The organism is Streptacidiphilus anmyonensis, from assembly GCF_000787855.1.
Classification (GTDB): domain Bacteria; phylum Actinomycetota; class Actinomycetes; order Streptomycetales; family Streptomycetaceae; genus Streptacidiphilus; species Streptacidiphilus anmyonensis.
Genome location: NZ_BBPQ01000102.1, coordinates 1 through 20292, shown reverse-complemented (window position 1 = coordinate 20292; position 20292 = coordinate 1). Strand labels below are relative to the sequence as shown.

General features: G+C 72.0%; 20 protein-coding genes and 5 tRNA genes. 4 read left to right on the top strand and 21 right to left on the bottom strand.

Features of this window, described 5'->3' with window-relative positions:
* On the top strand, positions 1–892 hold an 892-nt coding region (locus tag TR50_RS39840), incomplete at its 5' end, for an elongation factor 1-alpha C-terminal domain-related protein (RefSeq protein WP_042434556.1).
* Positions 893–919: 27 nt separating this feature from the next.
* Here the strand turns inward: TR50_RS39840 and TR50_RS39835 are convergent.
* The 7 genes from TR50_RS39835 to TR50_RS39805 all read right to left on the bottom strand — a co-directional run bounded on the left by TR50_RS39835 (position 920) and on the right by TR50_RS39805 (position 9678).
* Positions 920–2395: an FAD/NAD(P)-binding protein gene (locus TR50_RS39835; protein WP_063775249.1), complete on the bottom strand. Its 1476-nt coding sequence runs from the start codon at positions 2393–2395 to the stop codon at positions 920–922.
* 73 nt (positions 2396–2468) lie between these two features.
* Positions 2469–3041 carry a cysteine dioxygenase family protein gene (locus TR50_RS39830; RefSeq protein ID WP_439654279.1) on the bottom strand — a complete coding sequence of 191 codons (573 nt, stop codon included), beginning with the start codon at positions 3039–3041 and terminating at the stop codon, positions 2469–2471.
* A gap of 79 nt (positions 3042–3120) precedes the next feature.
* Complete coding sequence (locus TR50_RS39825; protein ID WP_042434562.1) at positions 3121–4026, bottom strand: LysR family transcriptional regulator; 906 nt, start codon at positions 4024–4026, stop codon at positions 3121–3123.
* A 146-nt stretch (positions 4027–4172) separates the two neighbouring features.
* Positions 4173–4802: an MBL fold metallo-hydrolase gene (locus TR50_RS39820; RefSeq protein WP_042434553.1), complete on the bottom strand. Its 630-nt coding sequence runs from the start codon at positions 4800–4802 to the stop codon at positions 4173–4175.
* Positions 4802–5890: an S-(hydroxymethyl)mycothiol dehydrogenase gene (locus TR50_RS39815; RefSeq protein WP_042434550.1), complete on the bottom strand. Its 1089-nt coding sequence runs from the start codon at positions 5888–5890 to the stop codon at positions 4802–4804. The genes TR50_RS39820 and TR50_RS39815 overlap by 1 nt, the downstream gene beginning before the upstream one ends.
* Before the next feature lie 58 nt (positions 5891–5948).
* A complete protein-coding gene (locus tag TR50_RS39810; RefSeq protein ID WP_042434547.1) occupies positions 5949–7070 on the bottom strand; it encodes an aromatic ring-hydroxylating oxygenase subunit alpha in 1122 nt (373 codons plus the stop codon).
* 148 nt (positions 7071–7218) lie between these two features.
* The gene (locus TR50_RS39805) at positions 7219–9678 is read right to left on the bottom strand and encodes a GcvT family protein (protein WP_042434544.1); all 2460 of its coding nucleotides are present in this window, start codon (positions 9676–9678) and stop codon (positions 7219–7221) included.
* A gap of 216 nt (positions 9679–9894) precedes the next feature.
* Between TR50_RS39805 and TR50_RS39800 the strand changes: the two genes are divergently transcribed.
* Both TR50_RS39800 and TR50_RS39795 read left to right on the top strand, forming a co-directional pair.
* Positions 9895–11403 (top strand): aldehyde dehydrogenase family protein, encoded by a 1509-nt coding sequence (locus TR50_RS39800; RefSeq protein ID WP_042434541.1) that lies wholly within the window; start codon positions 9895–9897, stop codon positions 11401–11403.
* A 128-nt stretch (positions 11404–11531) separates the two neighbouring features.
* Positions 11532–13100 carry an APC family permease gene (locus tag TR50_RS39795; RefSeq protein ID WP_042434537.1) on the top strand — a complete coding sequence of 523 codons (1569 nt, stop codon included), beginning with the start codon at positions 11532–11534 and terminating at the stop codon, positions 13098–13100.
* A gap of 146 nt (positions 13101–13246) precedes the next feature.
* Here TR50_RS39795 and TR50_RS39790 read toward each other — a convergent pair.
* From TR50_RS39790 to TR50_RS39735, 13 genes are all read right to left on the bottom strand, one after another.
* Positions 13247–13320: transfer RNA gene (locus TR50_RS39790), tRNA-Trp, on the bottom strand.
* A gap of 1 nt (position 13321) precedes the next feature.
* A tRNA-Ser gene (locus TR50_RS46305) sits at positions 13322–13407 on the bottom strand.
* 4 nt (positions 13408–13411) lie between these two features.
* Positions 13412–13496, bottom strand: a tRNA-Ser gene (locus tag TR50_RS39785).
* 39 nt (positions 13497–13535) lie between these two features.
* Positions 13536–13608, bottom strand: a tRNA-Leu gene (locus TR50_RS39780).
* Position 13609: 1 nt separating this feature from the next.
* Positions 13610–13683: transfer RNA gene (locus tag TR50_RS39775), tRNA-Arg, on the bottom strand.
* A gap of 179 nt (positions 13684–13862) precedes the next feature.
* Positions 13863–14600 (bottom strand): helix-turn-helix transcriptional regulator, encoded by a 738-nt coding sequence (locus tag TR50_RS39770; RefSeq protein WP_042434534.1) that lies wholly within the window; start codon positions 14598–14600, stop codon positions 13863–13865.
* Positions 14601–14615: 15 nt separating this feature from the next.
* Complete coding sequence (locus tag TR50_RS39765; RefSeq protein WP_042434531.1) at positions 14616–15548, bottom strand: alpha/beta hydrolase; 933 nt, start codon at positions 15546–15548, stop codon at positions 14616–14618.
* A gap of 176 nt (positions 15549–15724) precedes the next feature.
* Complete coding sequence (locus tag TR50_RS39760) at positions 15725–15937, bottom strand: hypothetical protein (RefSeq protein ID WP_042434528.1); 213 nt, start codon at positions 15935–15937, stop codon at positions 15725–15727.
* Entirely contained in the window at positions 15934–16161 is a 228-nt protein-coding gene (locus TR50_RS39755) for a hypothetical protein (RefSeq protein WP_042434525.1), read from the bottom strand. Before TR50_RS39755 ends, TR50_RS39760 begins: the two co-directional genes overlap by 4 nt.
* Positions 16162–16228: 67 nt before the next feature.
* The gene (locus tag TR50_RS39750) at positions 16229–17035 is read right to left on the bottom strand and encodes a helix-turn-helix domain-containing protein (protein ID WP_052441844.1); all 807 of its coding nucleotides are present in this window, start codon (positions 17033–17035) and stop codon (positions 16229–16231) included.
* Between the two features lie 51 nt (positions 17036–17086).
* Positions 17087–17608: a DUF6879 family protein gene (locus TR50_RS39745; protein WP_042434519.1), complete on the bottom strand. Its 522-nt coding sequence runs from the start codon at positions 17606–17608 to the stop codon at positions 17087–17089.
* Complete coding sequence (locus TR50_RS39740; RefSeq protein ID WP_042434559.1) at positions 17586–17840, bottom strand: hypothetical protein; 255 nt, start codon at positions 17838–17840, stop codon at positions 17586–17588. Before TR50_RS39740 ends, TR50_RS39745 begins: the two co-directional genes overlap by 23 nt.
* 197 nt (positions 17841–18037) lie before the next feature.
* Entirely contained in the window at positions 18038–18259 is a 222-nt protein-coding gene (locus TR50_RS39735) for a hypothetical protein (protein ID WP_042434516.1), read from the bottom strand.
* A 353-nt stretch (positions 18260–18612) separates the two neighbouring features.
* Here TR50_RS39735 and TR50_RS39730 point away from each other — a divergent pair, with 353 nt between their 5' ends.
* Positions 18613–19311, top strand: coding sequence for an SDR family oxidoreductase (locus TR50_RS39730; protein WP_042434514.1), 699 nt, complete (start codon positions 18613–18615; stop codon positions 19309–19311).
* A gap of 387 nt (positions 19312–19698) precedes the next feature.
* On the opposite strand, the gene TR50_RS39725 is transcribed toward TR50_RS39730, so the two are convergent.
* Complete coding sequence (locus TR50_RS39725) at positions 19699–20199, bottom strand: hypothetical protein (RefSeq protein WP_152648895.1); 501 nt, start codon at positions 20197–20199, stop codon at positions 19699–19701.
* Between the last annotated feature and the right edge of the window lie 93 nt (positions 20200–20292).

Below are 20292 nucleotides of genomic sequence, written 5' to 3'. Positions count from 1 at the left end.
CGTCCTGGCCGTCAACAAGATGGACCTCGTCGACTACGCCGAGCCCGTCTTCGCCGCCATCGCCGAGGAGTTCACCGGCTACGCCACGGGCCTGGGCGTCCCCGAGGTCACCGCCGTGCCGATCTCGGCGCTCGGCGGGGACAACGTCGTGGAACCCTCCGCCCGCATGGACTGGTACGGCGGCCCCACCGTGCTGGAACACCTGGAGTCGGTGCACGTGGGGGACGAGGCGGCGAGCCCCTGTGTCCGGTTCCCCGTGCAGATGGTCATCCGGCACGGCGGAGAGCGGTACTACGCGGGCCAGTTGCTCACCGGCCGGCTCCGGGTCGGGCAGACGGTGACCGTGCAGCCCTGCGACCGCACCACCACCGTCACCGCGCTCGACGTGCTCGGGCAGTCCGCGGACGTCGTCGCGGCCGGAGCCTCCCTCAGCGTCCGGCTCGCCGACGAGATCGACATCGGGCGCGGCGACATGCTCACCGCCGGACCGCCGCCGCGGATCACCAAGGAGGTCCAGGCGACCGTGTGCCATGTGGCCGACACGCCGCTCACCGTCGGCCAGCGGGTCCTGCTCAAGCACACCACCCGCACCGTGAAGGCGATCGTCGAGGACATCCCCTCGCGGCTCACCCTCGACGACCTCTCCCAGGACCCGCACCCGGGCCGGCTCACCGCCAACGACATCGGCCGCGTCACGCTGCGCACCGCCGAGCCGCTCGCGCTCGACTCCTACGCCGACTCCCGGCGCACCGGATCGTTCCTGCTGATCGACCCGGCGGACGGCACCACCCTCGTCGCCGGCATGGCGGGCGACTCGTTCGCCGCCCGGTCCCCGTCCCCGGCCGTCGCGGCGGCGAGGACGGAGGCCGACGGGGACGGGTGGGACTTCTAGCGCCGCTGCGTCGTGTGTCAGGTGGCGTCAGCGAGTCCCGTTCGAGGCGGTGGCGTCGAGCAGTTGGGGGGCGGGGGCGGTCGCGACGCCGGTGTGGGTGAGCAGTTCGCGCGCGAGGGAGTCGGCCTGGTGGCGGATCTCGGGGATCGCCGTGGTCTCCAGCAGACCGCCGCGCCGCAGGCCGCCAAGTGTCCACAGCGGCGCCTGCGTTCGCCCGGCCGCCGGGAGCAGCCGACCGGTGGGGTCGGTCTGCAGACCTCCGCCGAGCGGGGCGGGCAGCGCGAGGCCGGAGCCGAGGAGGTCCGTCACGAACGGGTCGGCGACGCGGGTGAGGTCGGTCTGGGAGCCGGTGCAGTTCACCACCGCCGTAACGGTCAGCGCCCGGCCGTCGTCGAGGACGACGCGGATGCCGTCGGGACCGACCTCGGCCCCGGTGACGGTGCCGCTGCCGACGGTGACCTGGCCGGACTCGACGGCCGACCGCAGGGCCTCGGCGCTGCTGGGCGGGATGCGGTGGCGGTGCGTCTCCCAGTGGCGGAGGTCCTCGCGCAGGAAGGCGGCCTGCTCGTCGGGGGCGAGCCGCTGCCACAGCGCGGTGGTGAGCGGACGCAGGCTGTCCACGCCCGGCCGCCAGTCGCCGTGGGTGCGGCGGCAGCGCGACAGGTGACACAGCACCGCCCTGCGCAGCTCGGCGAGGCCCGCGCAGCCGTCGAGGTGCGGGGGATCGGCGGGCGGCAGCAGCGGCTCGCCGTGGCGCTGCGGGAGCAGTCCGTGGCGTGAGACCGCGTGGACGACGCGGCCGGGCCGCCGCAGGGTGTGGGCGATGTCCACCATCGTCAGGCCGGTGCCGACGAGCAGGACGTCACCGGTGTCGCCGATCGCGGCGCTCAGCCCCGGCATCCACGGGTCCGGGAAGAAGCCCGGCGCGGCGCGCAGCGTGGTCGGCGCCCAGCCGGTGTCGGGCGGGAAGTTGCCGAGCGCCAGCACCACGGCGTGGGCCGCCAGGACCTGACCTGTCGCGAACCGGAGTTCCACGGACCCGCCGCGGTCGCCGTCACCGCCGGCGGGGGAGTGGCTGATCGAGACGACCCGCTCGTGCAGGCGCACGAGTTCGGGCGCGCCCCGCCGCCGTACCGCCTCGTCCAGGCTGTCGGCGAGGTAGCGGCCGTACAGGCCGCGCGGGACGAAGCCGTCGCCGTGTCCGTGCTCGCCGAGCCACTGCACGAAGTGACCGGGCTGGTCGACGTGCGCGCTCATGTTGGTCGCGGGCACGTTCAGCAGGTGGTGCGGCTCGGTGGTGGAGAAGGCCAGGCCACGGCCGGTCGGCGCCGGGTCGATCAGCCAGACGCGGCGGGTCGGCCCGGGGTCTGCGGCGGCGTGCTGGAGCAGGCGCATCGCCGTCAGCGTGCCGGCCGCTCCCGCGCCGACGACGGCGATGTCGCGCACCGGCGCGACGCGGGTGGGGTGGGTGGAGCGGGCGGTGTGAGGGGAGTTCGTCGTCAAGGTGCTTCGCGCTTCTGCTGGGGGGCTCGCGCCCGTGCCGTTCGCCTGGGTCGTCCGGGGTGGTGGTCCGACGTCACGGTTCGTCGTGCGGCGCGTCGTAGGTCCTGCGGACGCTGGACCCGAGCCGGGATATGTCCGCCCCGTAGATGTGCAGCGAGATCGCCTTGGTGGGGCCGGTGTTGCACACCCGGTGGATGTCGCCGGGCGGCGCGATCGCGGACAGGGCGCCGGTCGGGTTCACCGTGCTGCCGTCGCGGACCAGCCCGGCGGCCGGGTCGTCGCCGGCCGGCCGGTAGCGGTGCTCGGTCTCCTGGCCCTGGTGGACTCCGGCGACGCACCAGCTGAGGTGGTCGTGGATCGGGGTCCGCTGGCCGGGCAGCCAGACCAGGGCGACGACTGAGAAGCTGCCGTCGGGCTCCGCGTACAGCAGGTGCTGCCGGTAGGTCTCCGCGCAGCCTTCCTGCTGCGCGGCGCTCAGCAGACCGGGCCTGCCCAGTGAGGGTCTGAGCAGCTCGGCCACCTGGCACGCCGTCATGTGGGGCGTCAGGTCGCGTCGGAGCACCTCGCGGATCCCTGCGGCGAGGTCGCTGATCCACGGCGTCGTCGTCCTGACGCCGGTTGCGTCGTATGCGGCGGATGAGGGCACGGCCCCACTGTGCGCGCCACGGCCGGACCCGTCCAACAAGCGTTGCTTGGACACGGCCAAGCGCTGCTTATCGGAGGCGTCACGTCCCGCCGTGGGCGTCGGCCACCTCCCGGAGCACCTCCAGCACCAGGGCCGTCGACGGCACCCGGGCGTGGTCACGCAGCACGTACGCCGAGATCTTGCGGTGCGTGAGCGGCTCCACCGGCCGCGCGGTCACCTTGTCGTGCCGCAGGAAGCCCAGCACCAGCCCGGGCATCAGGGCGACGCCCGCGCCCACGGAGACCAGGTTCTGCACCGCCAGGTTGTCGTCGGTCGCGAACACGACGTCCGGGGCGAACCCCTGCTCGGCGCACGCGTACAGCAGGTTCGCCTGGCAGCGCGGACAGCCCGCGATCCAGCGTTCCGAGGCCAGGTCGGCCAGCCGGACCGCGCTGTGCCGGGCGGCCGGGTGGCCCACCGGCAGCAGCGCCGTCACCGGGTCCTCCATCAGGGGGTACTCGACCAGGTCGGCGGCGTCACCCACCTGGAAGCCGGGATAGCTGAACGCCAGGGCGATGTCGCACTCACCCTGCGGGACCCGGCGCAGCGAGCCCGGAGGCTCGTCCTCCTGTAACTCGATCCGGATCCCGGGGTGCTCCGCCAGCAGGCGCGCGATCACCGCCGGCACCAGCGTGGCGTTGGCGCTCGGGAACGCGCAGATCCGCACGCGTCCGCTGTGCAGGCGCGAGAGGGCGCCCAACTGCTGCTCCGCCGCCGACAGCTGGTCCAGGATCAGCCCGGTGTGGCGGGCCAGGGCCTCGCCCGCCTCCGTCAGTCTCAGCCGGCGTCCCGCACGGACGAACAGCGGCATGCCCACGCTGCGTTCGAGCGCGTGCATCTGCTGGGTGATCGCGGGCTGTGTGCAGCCCAGGGACCGCGCGGCTGCGGAGAAGGTGCCAGCGGTCACCACTTCGTGGAAGGTGGCGAGATGGCGTGAGTCGAGCACCATCGGATCATAAGCGGAAGTTGGGGGCTCGAAGGCCCGGTGAGGGCATTCCCGCCACCGCGTCGACGGGTGGACGCGGTGGCGGGCCGACGGCGTCGCCGCACTGCCGGGGTGCCGGTGACGCCGGTGCTGCCGGTGACGTCGCGTCAGTGTCCCCGGGCGATCCACTCCTGAAGGTGCGGCGCCTCCGCGCCGATCGTGGTGGTGCCGCCGTGGCCGGTGCGGACCAGCGTGTCCGGGGGGAGGGTCAGCAGCCGGTCGGCGATGGAGCGGACGATGGTGGGGAAGTCCGAGAAGGACCGCCCCGTGGCCCCCGGACCGCCCGCGAAGAGCGTGTCGCCGGTGAAGACGGTGGCCAGGGCCGGCGCGTACAGGCAGACCGCGCCGGGTGCGTGTCCCGGCGTGTGCAGGACGTGGAGCTCCGTGCCCGCGACGGTGAGCACCATGCCGTGCGCGAGGTCGCGGTCCGGCTTGCGGTGCGGATGGGTCTGCTGCCACAGCGGCACGTCGTCCGGATGGAGCAGGATCGGCGCGCCGGTGCGTTCGGCGAGCTCCGGCGCCGCGTTGACGTGGTCGTTGTGCGCGTGGGTGCACACCACCGCGGTGACCTCGCGGCCGCCCACGGCGCGCAGGATCGCCTCGGCGTCGTGGGCCGGGTCGATGACGACGACGGCCTGGTCGTCCCCGACCAGCCACACGTTGTTGTCCACCTCCCAGCTGCCGCCGTCCAGGGTGAAGACGCCCGAGGTCTCCAGGTGTTCGACGCGCGCCGCCATCAGAAGACCACCACCGAGCGCAGCACGTCGCCCTCGTGCATCCGCGTGAACGCCTGCTCGACCTGGTCCAGCGCGATGGTCTCGGTGACGAAGGCGTCCAGGTCCAGGCGGCCCTGGAGGTGGAGGTCGATCAGCATCGGGAAGTCGCGCGAGGGCAGGCAGTCCCCGTACCAGGAGGACTTGAGCGCGCCGCCGCGGCCGAAGACGTCCAGCAGCGGCAGCTCCAGCTTCATCTCCGGCGTCGGCACGCCGACCAGCACGACCGTGCCGGCCAGATCGCGGGCATAGAAGGCCTGCCGGTAGGTCTCGGGGCGGCCGACGGCCTCGATGACGACGTCCGCGCCGAAGCCGCCGGTCAGCGCCTGCACCGCCTCGACGACGTCCTGCTTGCCGGAGAGCACGGTGTGGGTGGCGCCGAGGCGCTTGGCGGTCTCCAGCTTCCGCTCGTCCACGTCGACCGCGATGATCTTCGCCGCCCCGGCCAGGCGGGAGCCCATGATCGCCGCGCCGCCGACGCCGCCGCAGCCGATCACGGCGACGCTGTCGCCGCGGCCGACGTTCCCGGTGTTGATCGCGGCGCCGATGCCGGCCATGACGCCGCAGCCGAGCAGCCCTGCGACGGCCGGGGAGGCGGCCGGGTCGACCTTCGTGCACTGTCCGGCCGCGACCAGGGTCTTCTCGGCGAAGGCGCCGATGCCCAGCGCGGGGGAGAGCTCCTGGCCGGTCGCGGCCAGCGTCATCTTCTGCTCGGCGTTGTGGGTGTTGAAGCAGTACCAGGGACGCCCGCGCAGGCAGGCGCGGCACTGCCCGCAGACCGCACGCCAGTTGAGGATCACGAAGTCGCCCGGCGCGACCTCGGTGACGCCCTCGCCGACGGACTCCACCACGCCCGCGGCCTCGTGTCCGAGCAGGAACGGGAAGTCGTCGTTGATGCCGCCCTCGCGGTAGTGCAGGTCGGTGTGGCAGACGCCGCACGCCTGCACGGCGACCACGGCCTCGCCGGGCCCGGGGTCGGGCACGACGATCGTCTCGACCCGCACCGGCTCTCCCTTACCGGGGGCGATGACTCCTCGAACCTGCTGTGCCATGACGCGAGACCTTTCGTAGCGGGTGGGTCGGAACAGACGGTACGGGACGACAGGGGGATCAGTCGCGGAGCTTTGCCGTCACCCACTCGTGGAATGCGCCGATGTGGTGCTCGCTGGGCACCAGCACACCGCCGCGCGCGTACGCGCGCGAGTCCATCGCGGGCTGGCAGCGCTCGCACGCCTCGAAGTCCTGCGTGTTCACCCGGTGGAACAGCTCCACCGAACGGTCCAGGTCGGCGCCGGAGTCCACCACGTCCTTCAGGAAGAGCCAGTCGCACTCGACGACCGTGCGGTCCGCCGCCAGCGGGATCATCCGCAGCACGATCACATGGTCCGGCACCAGGTTGACGAACACCTGCGGCTTGACGGTGATGGCGTAGTAGCGGCGGTCCTGCTCCTCGGTGACGCCCGGGATGCGCGCCACGCCCGCGCTGCCGTCCACGGTGAAGCCCTCCGCCTCGTCGGCGAACTCCGCTCCGTGGCCCACGTAGTACTGCGCCGCGAAGCCGCCCTTGAACTCCGGCAGCATGTCGGTCAGCTCCGGGTGGATCGTGGCGCAGTGGTAGCACTCCATGAAGTTCTCGACGATCAGCTTCCAGTTGGCGCGCACGTCGTAGCGGATGCGCCGGCCCACGGCGAGCTCGTCGGCCTGGTAGTGGTCGATCGCCTTCGGGTCGCCGAGCCGCTCGGTGGCGGCGCCGATGACGTCCTCCTCGAACGACGGCGGCTCGTCCGCCAGGCAGACCCAGACGTACCCCAGCCACTCGCGCACGTGGACGCCCACCAGGCCGTAGGTGGTCCGGTCCACGTCGGGCATGCTGGTGAGGTTGGGCGCGGCGACGAGCTTGCCGTCCAGCCCGTACGTCCACGCGTGGTAGGGGCACTGGAAGGCGCGCTTCACCTCGCCCTCCTCCTGCGTGCACAGGCGGGCGCCGCGGTGGCGGCAGATGTTGAGGAAGGCCCGCACCGAGCCCTCCCGGGTGCGGGCCACCAGCACGCTCTCCCGCCCGACCTGCACGGTGCGGAACTTCCCCGGCGCGTCCAACTCGGAGGCGCGCACGGCGCAGAACCACATCGTCTCGAAGATCTTCTCCTGCTCCAGGGCGAAGACCTGCGGATCGGTGTACGCGGAACCGGGAAGCGTCGGGATCAGGCTGGCGGGCAGTTCGGTCGCGGTCACGACGGATACCTTTCGACGGCGGGAGGACACTTCAGGGGCGCGAGGCTCTGCGGACATGCGGCTCTGCCGCGGGGGCGCGAGCGACCACCCATCTGCAGGAGGGCCCTGCGCCCTCGGTCGGCCGCACGGGTGGGTGGCCTTCCTGGCGCTAACTGCGGATACGCGCCATCCCCGGATCGAACAGCGGCTCCTCCGCGACGACCGCCGGGAGCACCTCGCCGAAGTACTCCACGCCCACCCGCGTGCCGGGCGCGGCCGACGCCGCCGGCAGCCACGCGTACGCGATCGACTTCCCGATCGTGTACCCGAACGCCGCGCTCGTGACGTAGCCGACGGGGGCGCCGTCCACCCGGACCGGCTCGCGGCCCATCACCACCGCGTGCGGGTCGTCCAGCAGCAGCGGGACGAGCCTTCGCGCCGCGGTCTCCTCGCCGAGACCGACCAGCGCCTCGCGCCCGAGGAAGTCGCCCTTGTCCATCCGGACCGCGAAGCCCAGCCCCGCCTCGTACGGGTTGTGCTCCGCCGTCAGATCGGTGCCCCAGGAGCGGTAGCCCTTCTCCAAGCGGAGGCTGTTGAACGCGCTGCGTCCGGCGGCGACGACGCCCAGCCGCTGCCCGGCCCGCCACAGGGTGTCCCACAGCTGCTGCCCGGCGTCCGCCGTGGTGTACAGCTCCCAGCCGAGCTCGCCGACGTAGGACAGCCGCATGGCCGTGACCGGCACGTTGCCGACGTACGCCTGCCTGGCCTTGAAGTAGCCGAAGCCTCGGTGCGAGAAGTCGGCGTCCGTCAGCGGCTGGACCAGCTCGCGGGCGAGCGGGCCCCACACCCCCACGCAGCAGGTGCCGCCGGTGATGTCGCGGATCTGGACGGGGGAGCCCTCGGGCAGGTGGCGGGTGAGCCAGTCGAGGTCGAGGTTGCCGTTCGCGCCGACCTGGAAGCGGTCCGGGCCGAGGCGCGCCACCGTCAGGTCGCTGCGCACGCCGCCCGCCTGGTCGAGCAGCAGGGTGTAGGTGACCGCGCCGACCGGTTTGTCCAGCTGGTTGGTGGTCAGGTACTGCAGGAGCTCCAGCGCGCCGGGACCGGAGACCTCCAGCCGCTTGAGCGGCGTCATGTCGTACAGCGCGACCCGCGAGCGGGTGGCGAGCGCCTCGGCGCCGGCGATCGGCGACCAGTACCGCGACGCCCATGCGCCCCGGCCGGGGATCTCCTCCGCCTCCGCCAGCAGGGCGGCGTTGGCGTCGAACCAGTGCGGGCGCTCCCAGCCGGAGGCCTCCAGGAACACCGCGCCGAGCTCCCGCTGCCGGGCGTGGAAGGGGCTGACCCGCAGCGGGCGCGGCTCCTGCATCGGCTGGAGCGGGTGGAGGATGTCGTAGACCTCGACGAAGTTCTGGCAGCTGCGCCGGTGCACGTACGCGGGCGCGAGCTGCACCTGCTCGAAGCGGTTCAGGTCGCACTCGTGCAGGTCGGTCTGCGGGCGGCCGTCGACCAGCCACTGCGCCATCGCCTGTGCCACGCCCGCCGAGTGGGTCACCCACACCGCCTCCGCGACCCAGAAGCCGCGCAGGTCGGGGGCCTCGCCGAGCAGCGGGAAGCCGTCGGGGGTGAAGGAGAAGATGCCGTTGAAGCCCTCCTCGACCTTGGTGGCGGCGAGCGCCGGCAGCAGGGTGCGCGCGTCGAGCCAGGACGGCTCGAAGTCCTCCTCGGTGAACGGCAGCATCGACGGCATCACCGGGCCGCCCGCCTCGCCGACCTCGGCGAGGTCGACCGGCAGCGGGCGGTGCGCGTAGGAGCCGATGCCGACGCGGTCCACGTGCTCGCGGAAGTAGAGGTCGCGGTCCTGGTGCCGCAGGATCGGCTTGGACGCCTCCAGCAGCTCGGAGTTGTGCCCGGCGAGCGCCGCGAGGGGGGTGGTCCGCGCGTACTGGTGGGCCATCGGCACCAGCGGCACGGTGAGCCCGGCCATCGCGCCGAGCCTCGGCCCCCAGAACCCGGCGCAGGAGACCACGACGTCGGCGGGGAAGGAGCCGTGCTCGGTGGTCACCGCGGTGACGCGGCCGCCGCTGGACTCGATCCCGGTCACCGCGTGGTGGCCGAGGAAGCGCGCGCCGCGGCCGATCGCCAGGCGGGCCTGGGCCTCGGCCGCGCGCAGCGCCTTGGTCAGCCCGTCGTCGGGGGTGTGCAGACCGGCCAGCACCTGCCCGCGGTCGAGCAGCGGATGCAGTTCGACGCAGCGGTCCGCGTCGACGAGTTCGGCCCGTACGCCCCAGGAGGCGGCGTAGCCGTGCCTGCGTTTCAGCTCTTCGACGCGTTCCGGCGTCGTCGCCACCTCCAGGCCGCCGACCTGGCGGAAGCACCACTGGCCGTCGAGGGTGAGGGCCGTGTACTTGTCGACCGTGTAGCGGGCGAACTCGGTCATGGTCTTGGAGGGGTTGGTCTGGAAGACGAGACCGGGCGCGTGGGAGCTGGAGCCGCCGGTGGCGAAGAGCGGTCCCTGGTCGAGGACGGTGACGTCGGTCCAGCCGCGCGCGGTGAGTTCGTCCGCGAGCGCGCAGCCGACGATTCCGGCGCCGACGATCACGACTTTCGGATGAGCGGTCAAGTGATCCATCCCCTCGGGGAGTTGGGAGATCTACCCTGACTGTTGCCTATGGCGCAATGAATTGCGCGATGTGAAACAGGGTCGGTTCCCGGTGGGTGCCTGTCAAGACTTCCGGCACCTGTCAGCCCCCTTGACACCCTCTTTATGCCACTTCCATACTCGGCGGCACGTTGCGAATGAAGGTCAATGTCTCTCATCACGCAACACGCGAGGAGGCGGCTGTTCATGCGGCCCGTGGTCCGCACCACTTCCCTGTTCATCGACGGTTCCTGGACCGCGGCCGCGGACGGCCGCGAACGGATCGTCACCAACCCCTTCGATGCGAGCGACCTGGCCACCGTGCCCGAGGCCTCGACCGCCGACGTGGACCGCGCGGTGCGCGCCGCCCGCGCCGCCTTCGACGCGGGCGGCTGGGCCCACGCGCCCGCAGCACGCCGCGCCGCGGTCCTGACCGCCACCGCCGACGCCCTCCAGGAGCACCGCGAGGAGCTCGCCCGCCTGGAGACCCTCGACACCGGCAAGACCCTGGCCGAGAGCCGCTACGACGTCGACGACTCCACCGCCGTACTGCGCTACTACGCCGCACTGGTCACCACCGAGGCCGGACGCACCGTCGACACCGGACGCCCGGACGCGGTCAGCCGCGTCGTCCACGAGCCCGTCGGCGTCTGCGCGTTGATCACCCCGTGGAACTACCCGCTGCTGCAGATCACCTGGAAACTCGCCCCCGCGCTGGCGGCCGGCAACACCGTCGTCGCCAAGCCCAGCGAGGTCACCCCGCTCACCACCGTCCGCCTCTTCGAACTGCTCCAGCAACCGCTCACCGAGGCGGGCGCACCGCCCGGGACCGCCAACCTCGTCCTCGGCGGCGGCGCCGTCGGCGCGGCACTGGCCGAGCACCCCGACGTCGACCTGGTCTCCTTCACCGGCGGCCTTTCCACCGGACGATCCGTCATGCGGGCCGCCGCCGAGACCGTCAAGAAGGTCGCCCTGGAACTCGGCGGCAAGAACCCCAACATCGTCTTCGCCGACAGCGACCTCGACACGGCCGTCGACTACGCCCTCACCGCGGCCTTCCTCCACTCCGGCCAGGTCTGCTCCGCCGGCTCCCGGCTGCTCCTGCAACGCGGCCCGGACGCGCAGTTCGCCGCCGCCTTCACCGCGGAACTCTCCCGCCGCGCCGACAGGATCAAGCTCGGCGACGGCCTCGCCAAGGGCACCGAGTGCGGACCGCTGGTCTCCGCCGACCACCGCGCCAAGGTGGAGCGCCACCTCGCGGGCGCGCTCGCCGAAGGCGCCGTCCTGCGCGCGGGCGGCGCACGACCGGACGACCCCGAACTCCAAGCCGGGTACTTCCTGCGCCCCACCGTCCTCACCGACTGCCACCCCGGCATGGCCGTGGTCCGCGAGGAGGTCTTCGGCCCGGTCCTGACCGTCGAACTGTTCGACGAGGAGGACGAAGCCGTCGCCCTGGCCAACGACACCCCCTACGGCCTGGCCGGCGCCGTGTGGACCAAGGACGCCGGGCGCGCGGAACGCGTCGCGCAGCGCCTGCGCCTCGGCACCGTCTGGATCAACGACTACCACCCCTATGTGCCGCAGGCCGAGTGGGGCGGTTTCAAGCAGTCCGGCACCGGCCGTGAACTCGGCCCCTCCGGTCTGCGCGAGTACCAGGAGACCAAGCACGTCTGGCGCACCCTCGACCCCGCGCCCCAGTACTGGTTCTCCGACTGACGGCCCCTCGGGCCCCGGCGGTCCCCGCACCGCGCCGCACCGTGCCCGACCGTGGGCACGGTGCCACGCGGTTCCGCACCGCAACCGCGCCGCGTCCACACGCAGTCCCCGGAGTACCTGGAGCGCCCATGAGCACCTCAGGAAAGACCGCCGTCCCCAACCAGCCGCCGGGTGGGGGCAGACACCCAGGCCAGGACACCCACGATCTGGCCCGCTTCGGCTACCGGCAGGAGCTGGAACGCTCCCTCGGCTCCTTCTCCAGCTTCGCCGCCGGCTTCAGCTACATCTCCATCATGACCGGCGTCTTCCAGCTCTTCGGCTTCGGCTTCGGAGCGGGCGGCCCGGCCTTCATCTGGTCGTGGCCGCTGGTCTTCCTCGGCCAGCTCGCCGTCGCCCTGTGCTTCGCCGAGATGGCCGGCCAGTTCCCGCTGGCCGGCGGCGTCTACCAGTGGTCCAAGCAGATCGCCCGCCCGGTCACCTCCTGGATGTCCGGCTGGATCATGGCCATCGGCGCGGTCGTCACCGCCGCGGCCGTCGCCGTCGCCTACCAGGTGATCCTGCCCCAGGTGTCGCTCGCCTTCGAGATCGTGGGCGGCGCCTCCGACGCGGGCGCGACCACGACGCCGAACGGCGCGAAGAACGCGATCCTGCTCGCGCTCGGCCTGGTGGTGTTCACCACCATCGTCAACATCGTCGGCGTACGGCTCATGGCGAAGATCAACAACTTCGGCGTGGCCGTCGAACTCATCGGCGTCACCCTGCTGATCGTCATGCTCGCCGTCCACATCCACCGCGGACCCCAGGTCGTCCTGAAGACCGCCGGCACCGGCGCCGGCCACTCGTGGGGCTACCTCGGCGCCTTCCTGGTCGCCTCCATCATGAGCGCCTACGTCTTCTACGGCTTCGACACCGCCGGCTCCCTCGCCGAGGAGACCAAGGAACCGCGGCGCCACGCCCCGCGCGCCATCATCCGCGCGCTGACCGCCGCGTTCCTCGCGGGCGGACTGCTCATGCTGGTCGGCATGATGGCCGTCGGCAACATCAACGCCCAGCAGCTGGGCACCCTGGGCATGCCCTACCTCATCAAGTCCACCCTCGGCACCGGCCTCGGCGACGCCTTCCTGGTCTGCTCCGCCATCGCCATCACCGTCTGCTGCCTCGCCGTGCAGACGGCCGCCATCCGCCTGCTGTTCGCCATGGCCCGCGACGGCCGCCTGCCCTTCGGCAAGGCCATCGCCAGGGTCTCCCCGCGCTCCAAGACCCCCGTGGTCCCCGCGCTGGTCACCGGCGTGCTGACGATCGTCCTGCTGCTGGTCAACATCGGCAACCAGCGCGTCTTCTACATCCTCACCTCGGTCGCCATCATCCTCTTCTACATCCCCTACCTGATGGTCACCGGCCCCATGCTGCTGCGCCGCCTGCGCGGCGAATGGCCCCGCGCCGACCACGGCGGCTACTTCAACCTCGGCCGCTGGGGCACGCCCGTGAACGCCTTCGCGGTCCTGTACGGCGCGGCCATGACCGTCAACCTCGCCTGGCCCCGCGCGGCGGTGTACGGGAGCGACCACTGGTACTACCAGTGGGGGGCGATCGTCTTCACCGCGGTCATCACGGCCGTGGGCCTCGGCCTCTACCTCCGCTACCGCCGCGGCGTCGCCACCGTCGCCGCCCCGCTGGAGCTCGTGCCCGAGGCCTGAGGTCCGAGGTCCGAGGTCCGAGCGGCGCTCGGGACCGCTCGCGCGTCGACACGCTCATCGGACGGACGGACGGACGGACGGATGCGAGGCGTCGCCGGGCTCGGGTGTCATCCGAGCCCGGCGGCGCCTCGCGTCCGTCTCCTGCATGGCAGGCCCGGCAGGATTCGAACCCACATCACCCGGGTTGGAGCCGGGCGTTCTGCCGTTGAACTACAGGCCCTTGGCGGAAGGTGAGGGAGTCGAACCCCCAAGGCCCGAAGACCCAGCCGCTTTCTAGGCGGTGTCCCACACCGATGGGAGACCTTCCAACGCGGAGAGAGCGCGGATCGAACGCGCGCGGGGTTTCCCCCGACTACGGCTTAGCAAGCCGCTGCCTTACCACTCGGCCACCTCTCCGTGGCGTTGCCTGGACCCATGGGGCCACAGTGCCTCGCGTAGCGTCGGTGCGATTCGAACGCACACTGTTCCGGTCCTGAACCGGATCCCTCTGCCGTTGGGGTACGACGCCGTTGGCCTGGCAGGACTTGAACCCGCCACCTCCCGGTTCGTAGCCGGGCGCTCTGTCCAACTGAGCTACAGGCCAGTGAAGTCCGCAGGTCCGCGTCCTTCTTGGTGCTCTCAGCCTACGAATCGAACAGGTGGTGAGCCAAAGGGTTTTCCGTCTGCCGAGAGTGAGGGCCAAGCTGTCGGACGGCGGCGACGGACCCGGCCTGCCGGAGCGCGCACGTCTTCACCGCGGTCATCAGAGCTCGGCCGCTCCCGTCACGGGGCCGGTGCGAGGGGGGCGAGTACCGCGGGCCGCGCCGCGCCGACGGCGGCTGAGCCGAGAAGGAGGGCGGCCAGGTCGTGGGGCTGGGCCCGCTCCGTGGTCGGGGTCGCCGACGTGATCCGGTCCAGGCGGAAACCCCGGCCGGCGCGGCGGGTACGGCACCAGGCGATGAGGTACCACTTGCCGTCGGCGGTGAGCAGCCCGGCCGGCTCCACCAGACGATCGCTCTCGCGGCCTGCCGCGTCGAGGTACGACAGGCGCAGCACCGTGCCGTCGGCGAGGGCCCGCTCCACCGCGGCGCGGGCCGACTCCGCGGTACGGGCCGACTCCGCGTCACCGCCCGGTAGGGCGACGATTCGGGCGGCGAGCTGTTCGGCCGCCAGCGCGGCGGGGCCGGTCATCGAGGCCGCGATCTTCTGGGCCGCCGCACGGGCCGCGCCCGCGTACGGCGCCGAGGCGTCGGCCGCGGCGAGCGCGGTGACCAGCGCCGCCGCCTCGTCCGCGGTGAACCGGATCGGCGGCAGCGTCATCGCCGGGTCGATCGACCAGCCGCCGCCGCGCCCCGTCGTGGTGCGCACCGGGACGCCGGTCTCCATCAGCACCTGGAGGTCACGCTGCACCGTGCGGCCGCTGACCTCGAAACGGGCCGCGAGCGCCGCGACCGTCATCGGCCGCGGCGCCACCGCGCGCAACTCTTCCACCAGCGCGTAGAGCCGAGAAGTGCGGTTCATGGCTCGACGCTACCGTCACGCGCCGACGAGGAACTCCAGCTCTCGCTGCTGCTCCCGTTCGGTGACGGTCAGCGGGAACAGGGTGAAGCCGTGCATCGCGCCGGCGACGACGCCGAGCTGTACGGCCGCACCGGCCTCGCGCCAGCGCGCGGCCAGGAACAGCGAATCGTCGAGCAGCGGATCCTCGCTGCCGACGACGATCCGCGCCGACGGCAGTCCGGACAGGTCGGCGAACAGCGGCGAGACCGCCGGGTCGCGGCGCTCCTCCGCTGACATCCCGGGCGTGAGGAGCTCGCAACTGCCGCGGATCGAGTCGGAGTTGCTGAGCAGCGGCCGGGATCCGAAGGTCCGCGCACTGGGCGTCATCGACAGGTCGTAGGGCCCGTACAGCAGGTTCGCGGCCCGGAAGGCGCCGGTGACTCCGTGCCGGTCGCGCAGGCGCAGCAGGGTCAGCACGCTCAGGTGGGCGCCGGCCGACTCGCCGCCGATGAGCAGACGGTCGGTGCCGAACTCGGCAGTGGCGTGGTCCACCAGCCACCGTGCGGCGGCCTCGCAGTCCTCGGGACCGGCGGGGAACGGATGCTCCGGCGCGAGCCGGTACTCCACGCTCACCACCGCCAGACGCGCCTGCCCGGCGATCCGCCACAGCCGCTCGTCCTGCCCGTCCGCCGAGCCGAACGCCCAGCCTCCGCCGTGGATATGCAGGTACACGCCCTCAACCCGGTCCGGCACGAACACCCGTACCTTCGCCCCGCCCGCCACGATCCGATCCCGCCCCTGCGGCAACCGCATCGGCGGCGCGTCACCCCCGAGCCGGTTGCCCCGCAGCTGCGCGAGCAGACCAGGGTCAAGCCTCCGCCCGCGGCGCGGGCGCGTGGCGGCGGCAGCCTCGAACTGGGCGTTGAAGGCGAGGGTTTCGGCGAGGCAGTCCTCATCAGTGATCGTCATGCGTCGAGACTCGCAGCCGTCCGCGACAACAGCATGTCACCCTTTTTTAGTGACCTGCATCACATGTCCGTCGCCGTCGCCGGGATCCGACTTCGAGGGTGTCACCATCTCTGCGCTGGCGCTTCCGCTGGTCGTCAGAACGCTGATCGGGGCGTGGACCGTGATGTAGGGCTGGCTCACAGGAGTTGCTCGCCCCTCTCGCGCATGGCGCGCACCTCGCGGAGGTACGCGTGGCGCTCGGCCCGCAGCTCGACCTCCTCATCGGCTTGGGCCCGGGTCTCGTAGGCGCACGGGTTGCCGCCGTACTCCGTGCCCACGAGGACGCCGTCCAGCTTCCGAATGCGGTAGACCAACCACTCCTGGTCGTAGATGACCTGCTCGCCGCTCACGTCGCCCGCTCCTCGGCCGGCTGGTCGTGGCAGGTGCAGGTGCACTTCACCGGCACCCAGCCGAGCACGCGGTCGCGGTAGCCGGGGGCGCTGCACATCTGGTGGAGGTCCGGCCAGCGGTCCGCGCCGGTGCGGCACTCGGGGGTCGAGTAGGCCCGCGGCAGCGGACCGGGCGTGGCGGGGCGGGTCGGTGAAGCGCCCGCGGCGGTGGAGGATGCGGCCATGCGATCCACGATGGTGCGTGGCCTGATGCCGCCTCAATCTTGTTGCACCGTGTTGCACGGCAATCGCTCAGAGCTCGCGCATCGCCGCCTCGATCCGCGCTGTCGCCGCTGGGCCGTACAGAGCGGTGGCTCCCAGTTCGACGAACGCACGCTCGTACAGGGCGACGTCCGCCGGCGCCGCCACCGAGATCACCGCCGTGAGCGTCTCCAACTGCACGAGCTCCCGGTCGTAGATCCGGAACGACTCGGGGCACCACATGTTCGGGCGCTCCACGCTGAACGGCACGACGCCGAACGCCACGGCGGGCAGGCGCTGCAGCTCGAGGAGATGCTCCAGCTGGCCGCGCAGCAGGGCCGTGCCGCCGAACCGCTGCCGCAACAGGTGCTCCTCGACCAGCACCACGAACCGGTGCCCGTTCGCATGCAGCAGCGCCGACCGCTCGACGCGCTTCGCCGCGGCGGCCTCGATGTCGCCGGGCTCGCCACCGTTGAAGCGGGCGAACGCGCTGAGCATCGCACGTGCGTACTCGTAGGTCTGGAAGGGGCCCGGGATCGCCACCGAGCTGTACGAGCGCTGCAGGCGGGCGCGCTGGTCGATGCCGAGCTGCAACTCCTGGGCGTGGAGCAGGCCGGGCCGGTGCCGGCGCCGCCACTCGACGTAGAGCTCATCGGCCTGCTGGCTCATTGCGATCAGGTCGGGCGCGTTGCCCGGTGCATCGCAGGCTCCGCACCAGGCGGTGATGTCCGCCTTGGCGGCAGGCGTGACGGCGTTCTCGATGCGGGACACCTTCGCCGCCGAGACGCCCATGCGTGCGGCCAGCCCGCGGACCGTCAGGCCAGCGCTGGATCGCAGCTCGTGCAGGCGCGCGGCCACTCGCTCGCGCGCCTGCTGAGCCGATGACGAAGGCGATCTCGACATGCCGGTCTAACGGATCTCGTACTCCTCGTGAGGAACGCCCCGACTCCAGACGCTCTCGAAGGCATCGAGGCAGAGCTTGACGACCTCGGGCTCGTCCCGGTACTGCGGTTCCAACGGGACGCCGTCGCCAGAGAACTGTCCGAAGCGGACGAGGGTGTCGTCGAAGACCCAGAAGTCGGATCCGGGCAGTGCGAGGTCGACGGCGTGCGCCCGGGGCAGCCAGCGGACGCGCTCGCCGGCCGCGAGGTTCGCGGGGGTGATGGCGTGCAGCCAGCGGGTGTAGCGCGTGACTGGCTCGGACACGATGCGGGCGCGCCGCACCTGGACGCCACGGGCGACAGCATCGCGGACGATCCGGGACCAGCCCGCCCACCACTCAGAGCCCGGGTCCGCGTCTGCTACCCCGGTGGCTTCCCAGCAGGCGATCGGGTCGTCCTCGCTCGGGGCGGCGTAGTGGTCGCGCATCTCGAGGTGGACGGCGGAGCGCTGGGCTTTGGCGAACAGGTCAGCCCAGTTCGTCGGCGGCATCGCATGCCTTTCGGATGTTCGGGATCATGCTGAAGGGTAGGCGGATCACGTACTCGTGGTCCGGGATCCCCGGGGTGTGGTTGGGGGCCGGGCTGTCGTGGATCTGCTGGAGCAGGTGCTCGTCGGGCCGGTAGCCCTGGATCACTAGTTCCCGGCGTTCGTCGTCGACCCAGACAGTCGGCGACTCGCCCTGCCCGGTGTTCGGGTCGACCCCGATGAAATGCAGCGCCATGATCCGCTCCGTCGACAACGTTGCTGACCGGTCTTGGACGACACCGTCGTGGGCGAGCAGACGCTGCGTCAAGGGCGCGCGGATGCAGCTCGTCCTGCACCCCGAACGTCGAGGTCCGCCCGTTAGGCTTGCGAGCAGCGCAACACTGTCGAGCATCTGGTCCGCTCGCTGATCCGAGTGGAGCCGTCTGGCGAGCCTCAGTTCCAAGGTTCCCGGTAGGGGTTTTCGCCCAGCAGTTTCGCTGCGGCCATGCAGAGGTCCTCGCCGAAGAGCTGGTTGCTGCCCCAATCGGAGCCCCACAGGTCGGACGCGGCTTGGGCCACAGCGCGCCAGGAGTAGTCCTCATCGCATCGCCACGTGCGGATCTGAGCTGCCATCTCCGGCGTGATCGTCGTCGGGTCAACGGTGTTGTGTGTCACCCAGCGACCCTATGGACGTTGCGCGGTGGGCGGCCACTGGATAACGCGCTCGCCCGCCCGGCGGACGGCCCACGACTTCGCCCACAGGACCCCGGAAGTGCCATCCGGTGAACCGTGAAGATCCGAAGGAGAGGACCTGGCCCACCGGAACTTCCGCGTCGCCGACGCCAGCGGGACTGAGGCTGTCGCGGGGGTGTGAGGGCCTGCCGGTGCCGTCGGGGCCGGGGTTGCGGGGTGATCGCTGGGTATAGTGCTGGGGTTTCGGGGGGAACGCTCGCGATCCTGGCTGCTGGTGTGGGCCGGCTCGAGGTCCTGGTGGGCCCCCTGCCCGCGCCGCTGAGGAGGTCGTCCCCATGGAACCCGTCACGCTGATCACCGGGGGCTCGACCGGCATCGGTGCCGCCACCGCCCGTGCGCTGCTGAAGCAGGGCCACCGGGTGGCCGTCACCGGGCGCAGCGCGGAGAAGCTGGCGGCCTTCACCGCTTCCGCCGCGGCGGGTGAGCGGTTGCTGACGATCACCGGCGACGCGAGCGACGAGCACGACGTGGCGGCTGCCGTGCGTCAGGTGGTGGAGGCGTGGGGCCGGTTGGACAACGTCGTGGCCAACGCGGGTTTCTCGCTGCCCGGGAATCTGGAGAGCCACGCCCCGGAGGACATGCGCGCCATGGTCCTCACCAACGTCCTGGGTCCGGCTCTGCTGGTGCGCGAGACGCTGCCGCATCTGCGGGAGTCCAAGGGCCGGATCGTGATCATCGGTTCGGTCGCCGGGGTGCGCAACACGCCCGGCAACCTGTACTCGGTCACCAAGTGGGCCGTACACGCGCTGGCGGAGAACACCCGGCTGCTGGTCGGTAAGGACGGGGTCGGCGTGACCGTCGTCGCGCCGGGCGTGGTGGACACCCCGTTCTGGGAGCAGCGCGGCGGCACGCCCGACGCCGCACCGGTGATGACGCCCGAGCACATCGCGGACACCATCGTCTTCGCCGTCAACCAGCCCGCGGGCGTGGACATCAACCAGATCACGATGCGGCCGAGCGGGCAGGTCGGCTGACGCGCCGCCGCCCGCCACCGGCGGGGCGGCGGGTCGATCGGCAGGCGGGCCCGGAGGCGCGTGGCTCCCGGCACGCACTGCGGGCGTAGATCGTCGACGTGCCGGTTGACGACGATGCGCCGGGAGATGTCCGGGCCGAGGCCGGTGCCCTCGCCGACGGGTTTGGCGGTGAAGAAGGGGTCGAACACCCGGCTCTGGACGTCGGCGGGCACGCCGGGGTCGGGGTCGGGGCCGGGGCCGGCGAACTCGGAGAGCGGCTGGTCTCCGTCCCGCGCGGTGCGCACGGTGAGTGTGCCGCCCTCTTCGCAGGGGTGGATGAAGCCACAGGTCAGCGGGAGCAAGCAAGCGCTGTTGCGGCCGCCTCTTCGACGAAGCCGGGCTGCGCGGTCACTGCTTGTGAAGCTTGCAGAAGCCGTGGGGTTCGTCCGGAGGGCCGACGTACTGCCACAGCACGGCGGCGTTGCCGTCCCTGCCCTCGTCGAACGCGTTCGCGTTCGTCGTGCCGCCGAGGATCACGCCGCCGGTGGCCGGTGCCGACGAATCCAGGCTGTTCTCGCCGTCCTCCGGCTGCCAGGTGCCGCTGTCGGATCCGACCTGGGGGTCGGAGGTCCCGAAGCCGCACAGGTCGACCGCCGAGAAGGTTCCGTCGCCGCGCAGTGTCAGGACGCCTCCGCCCGGAGACTTCCAGGTGCCCACCAACTCCGTCTCGCTGAAATGCGCAGCGTCGGGGGTGGCGTCGGCGACGTGCTCGTACACTGCCCAACCGATCAGGGCCGCGGCCAGCAGCGCCACTGCGCCCAGACAGCCGGTAAGGCATCCGGATCCCGACTCCTCGGAGTTTCTGCGACCCGGACCCTCGTCCTGGCCGAAGTCCTCGAGCACTGGCACCCCCCGCGCCTCGTCATCACGCCCTGCCTAGGTGACTCGTGGGTTCGCGGCTGGGTTCCCGTTCGAGGCGCTGTGTGCGGCCCACCGCGCTTT

Bases quoted from the DNA above. Each gene is read 5' to 3' on its own strand.
- TR50_RS39820 (WP_042434553.1), bottom strand. From the start codon at position 4,802: ATGGCGGCGCGCGTCGAACACCTGGAGACCTCGGGCGTCTTCACCCTG.
- TR50_RS39815 (WP_042434550.1), bottom strand. From the start codon at position 5,890: ATGGCACAGCAGGTTCGAGGAGTCATCGCCCCCGGTAAGGGAGAGCCG.
- TR50_RS39805 (WP_042434544.1), bottom strand. From the start codon at position 9,678: ATGGATCACTTGACCGCTCATCCGAAAGTCGTGATCGTCGGCGCCGGA.
- TR50_RS39800 (WP_042434541.1), top strand. From the start codon at position 9,895: ATGCGGCCCGTGGTCCGCACCACTTCCCTGTTCATCGACGGTTCCTGG.
- TR50_RS39795 (WP_042434537.1), top strand. From the start codon at position 11,532: ATGAGCACCTCAGGAAAGACCGCCGTCCCCAACCAGCCGCCGGGTGGG.
- TR50_RS39770 (WP_042434534.1), bottom strand. From the start codon at position 14,600: ATGAACCGCACTTCTCGGCTCTACGCGCTGGTGGAAGAGTTGCGCGCG.
- TR50_RS39765 (WP_042434531.1), bottom strand. From the start codon at position 15,548: ATGACGATCACTGATGAGGACTGCCTCGCCGAAACCCTCGCCTTCAAC.
- TR50_RS39755 (WP_042434525.1), bottom strand. From the start codon at position 16,161: ATGGCCGCATCCTCCACCGCCGCGGGCGCTTCACCGACCCGCCCCGCC.
- TR50_RS39745 (WP_042434519.1), bottom strand. From the start codon at position 17,608: ATGCCGCCGACGAACTGGGCTGACCTGTTCGCCAAAGCCCAGCGCTCC.
- TR50_RS39740 (WP_042434559.1), bottom strand. From the start codon at position 17,840: ATGGCGCTGCATTTCATCGGGGTCGACCCGAACACCGGGCAGGGCGAG.
- TR50_RS39730 (WP_042434514.1), top strand. From the start codon at position 18,613: ATGGAACCCGTCACGCTGATCACCGGGGGCTCGACCGGCATCGGTGCC.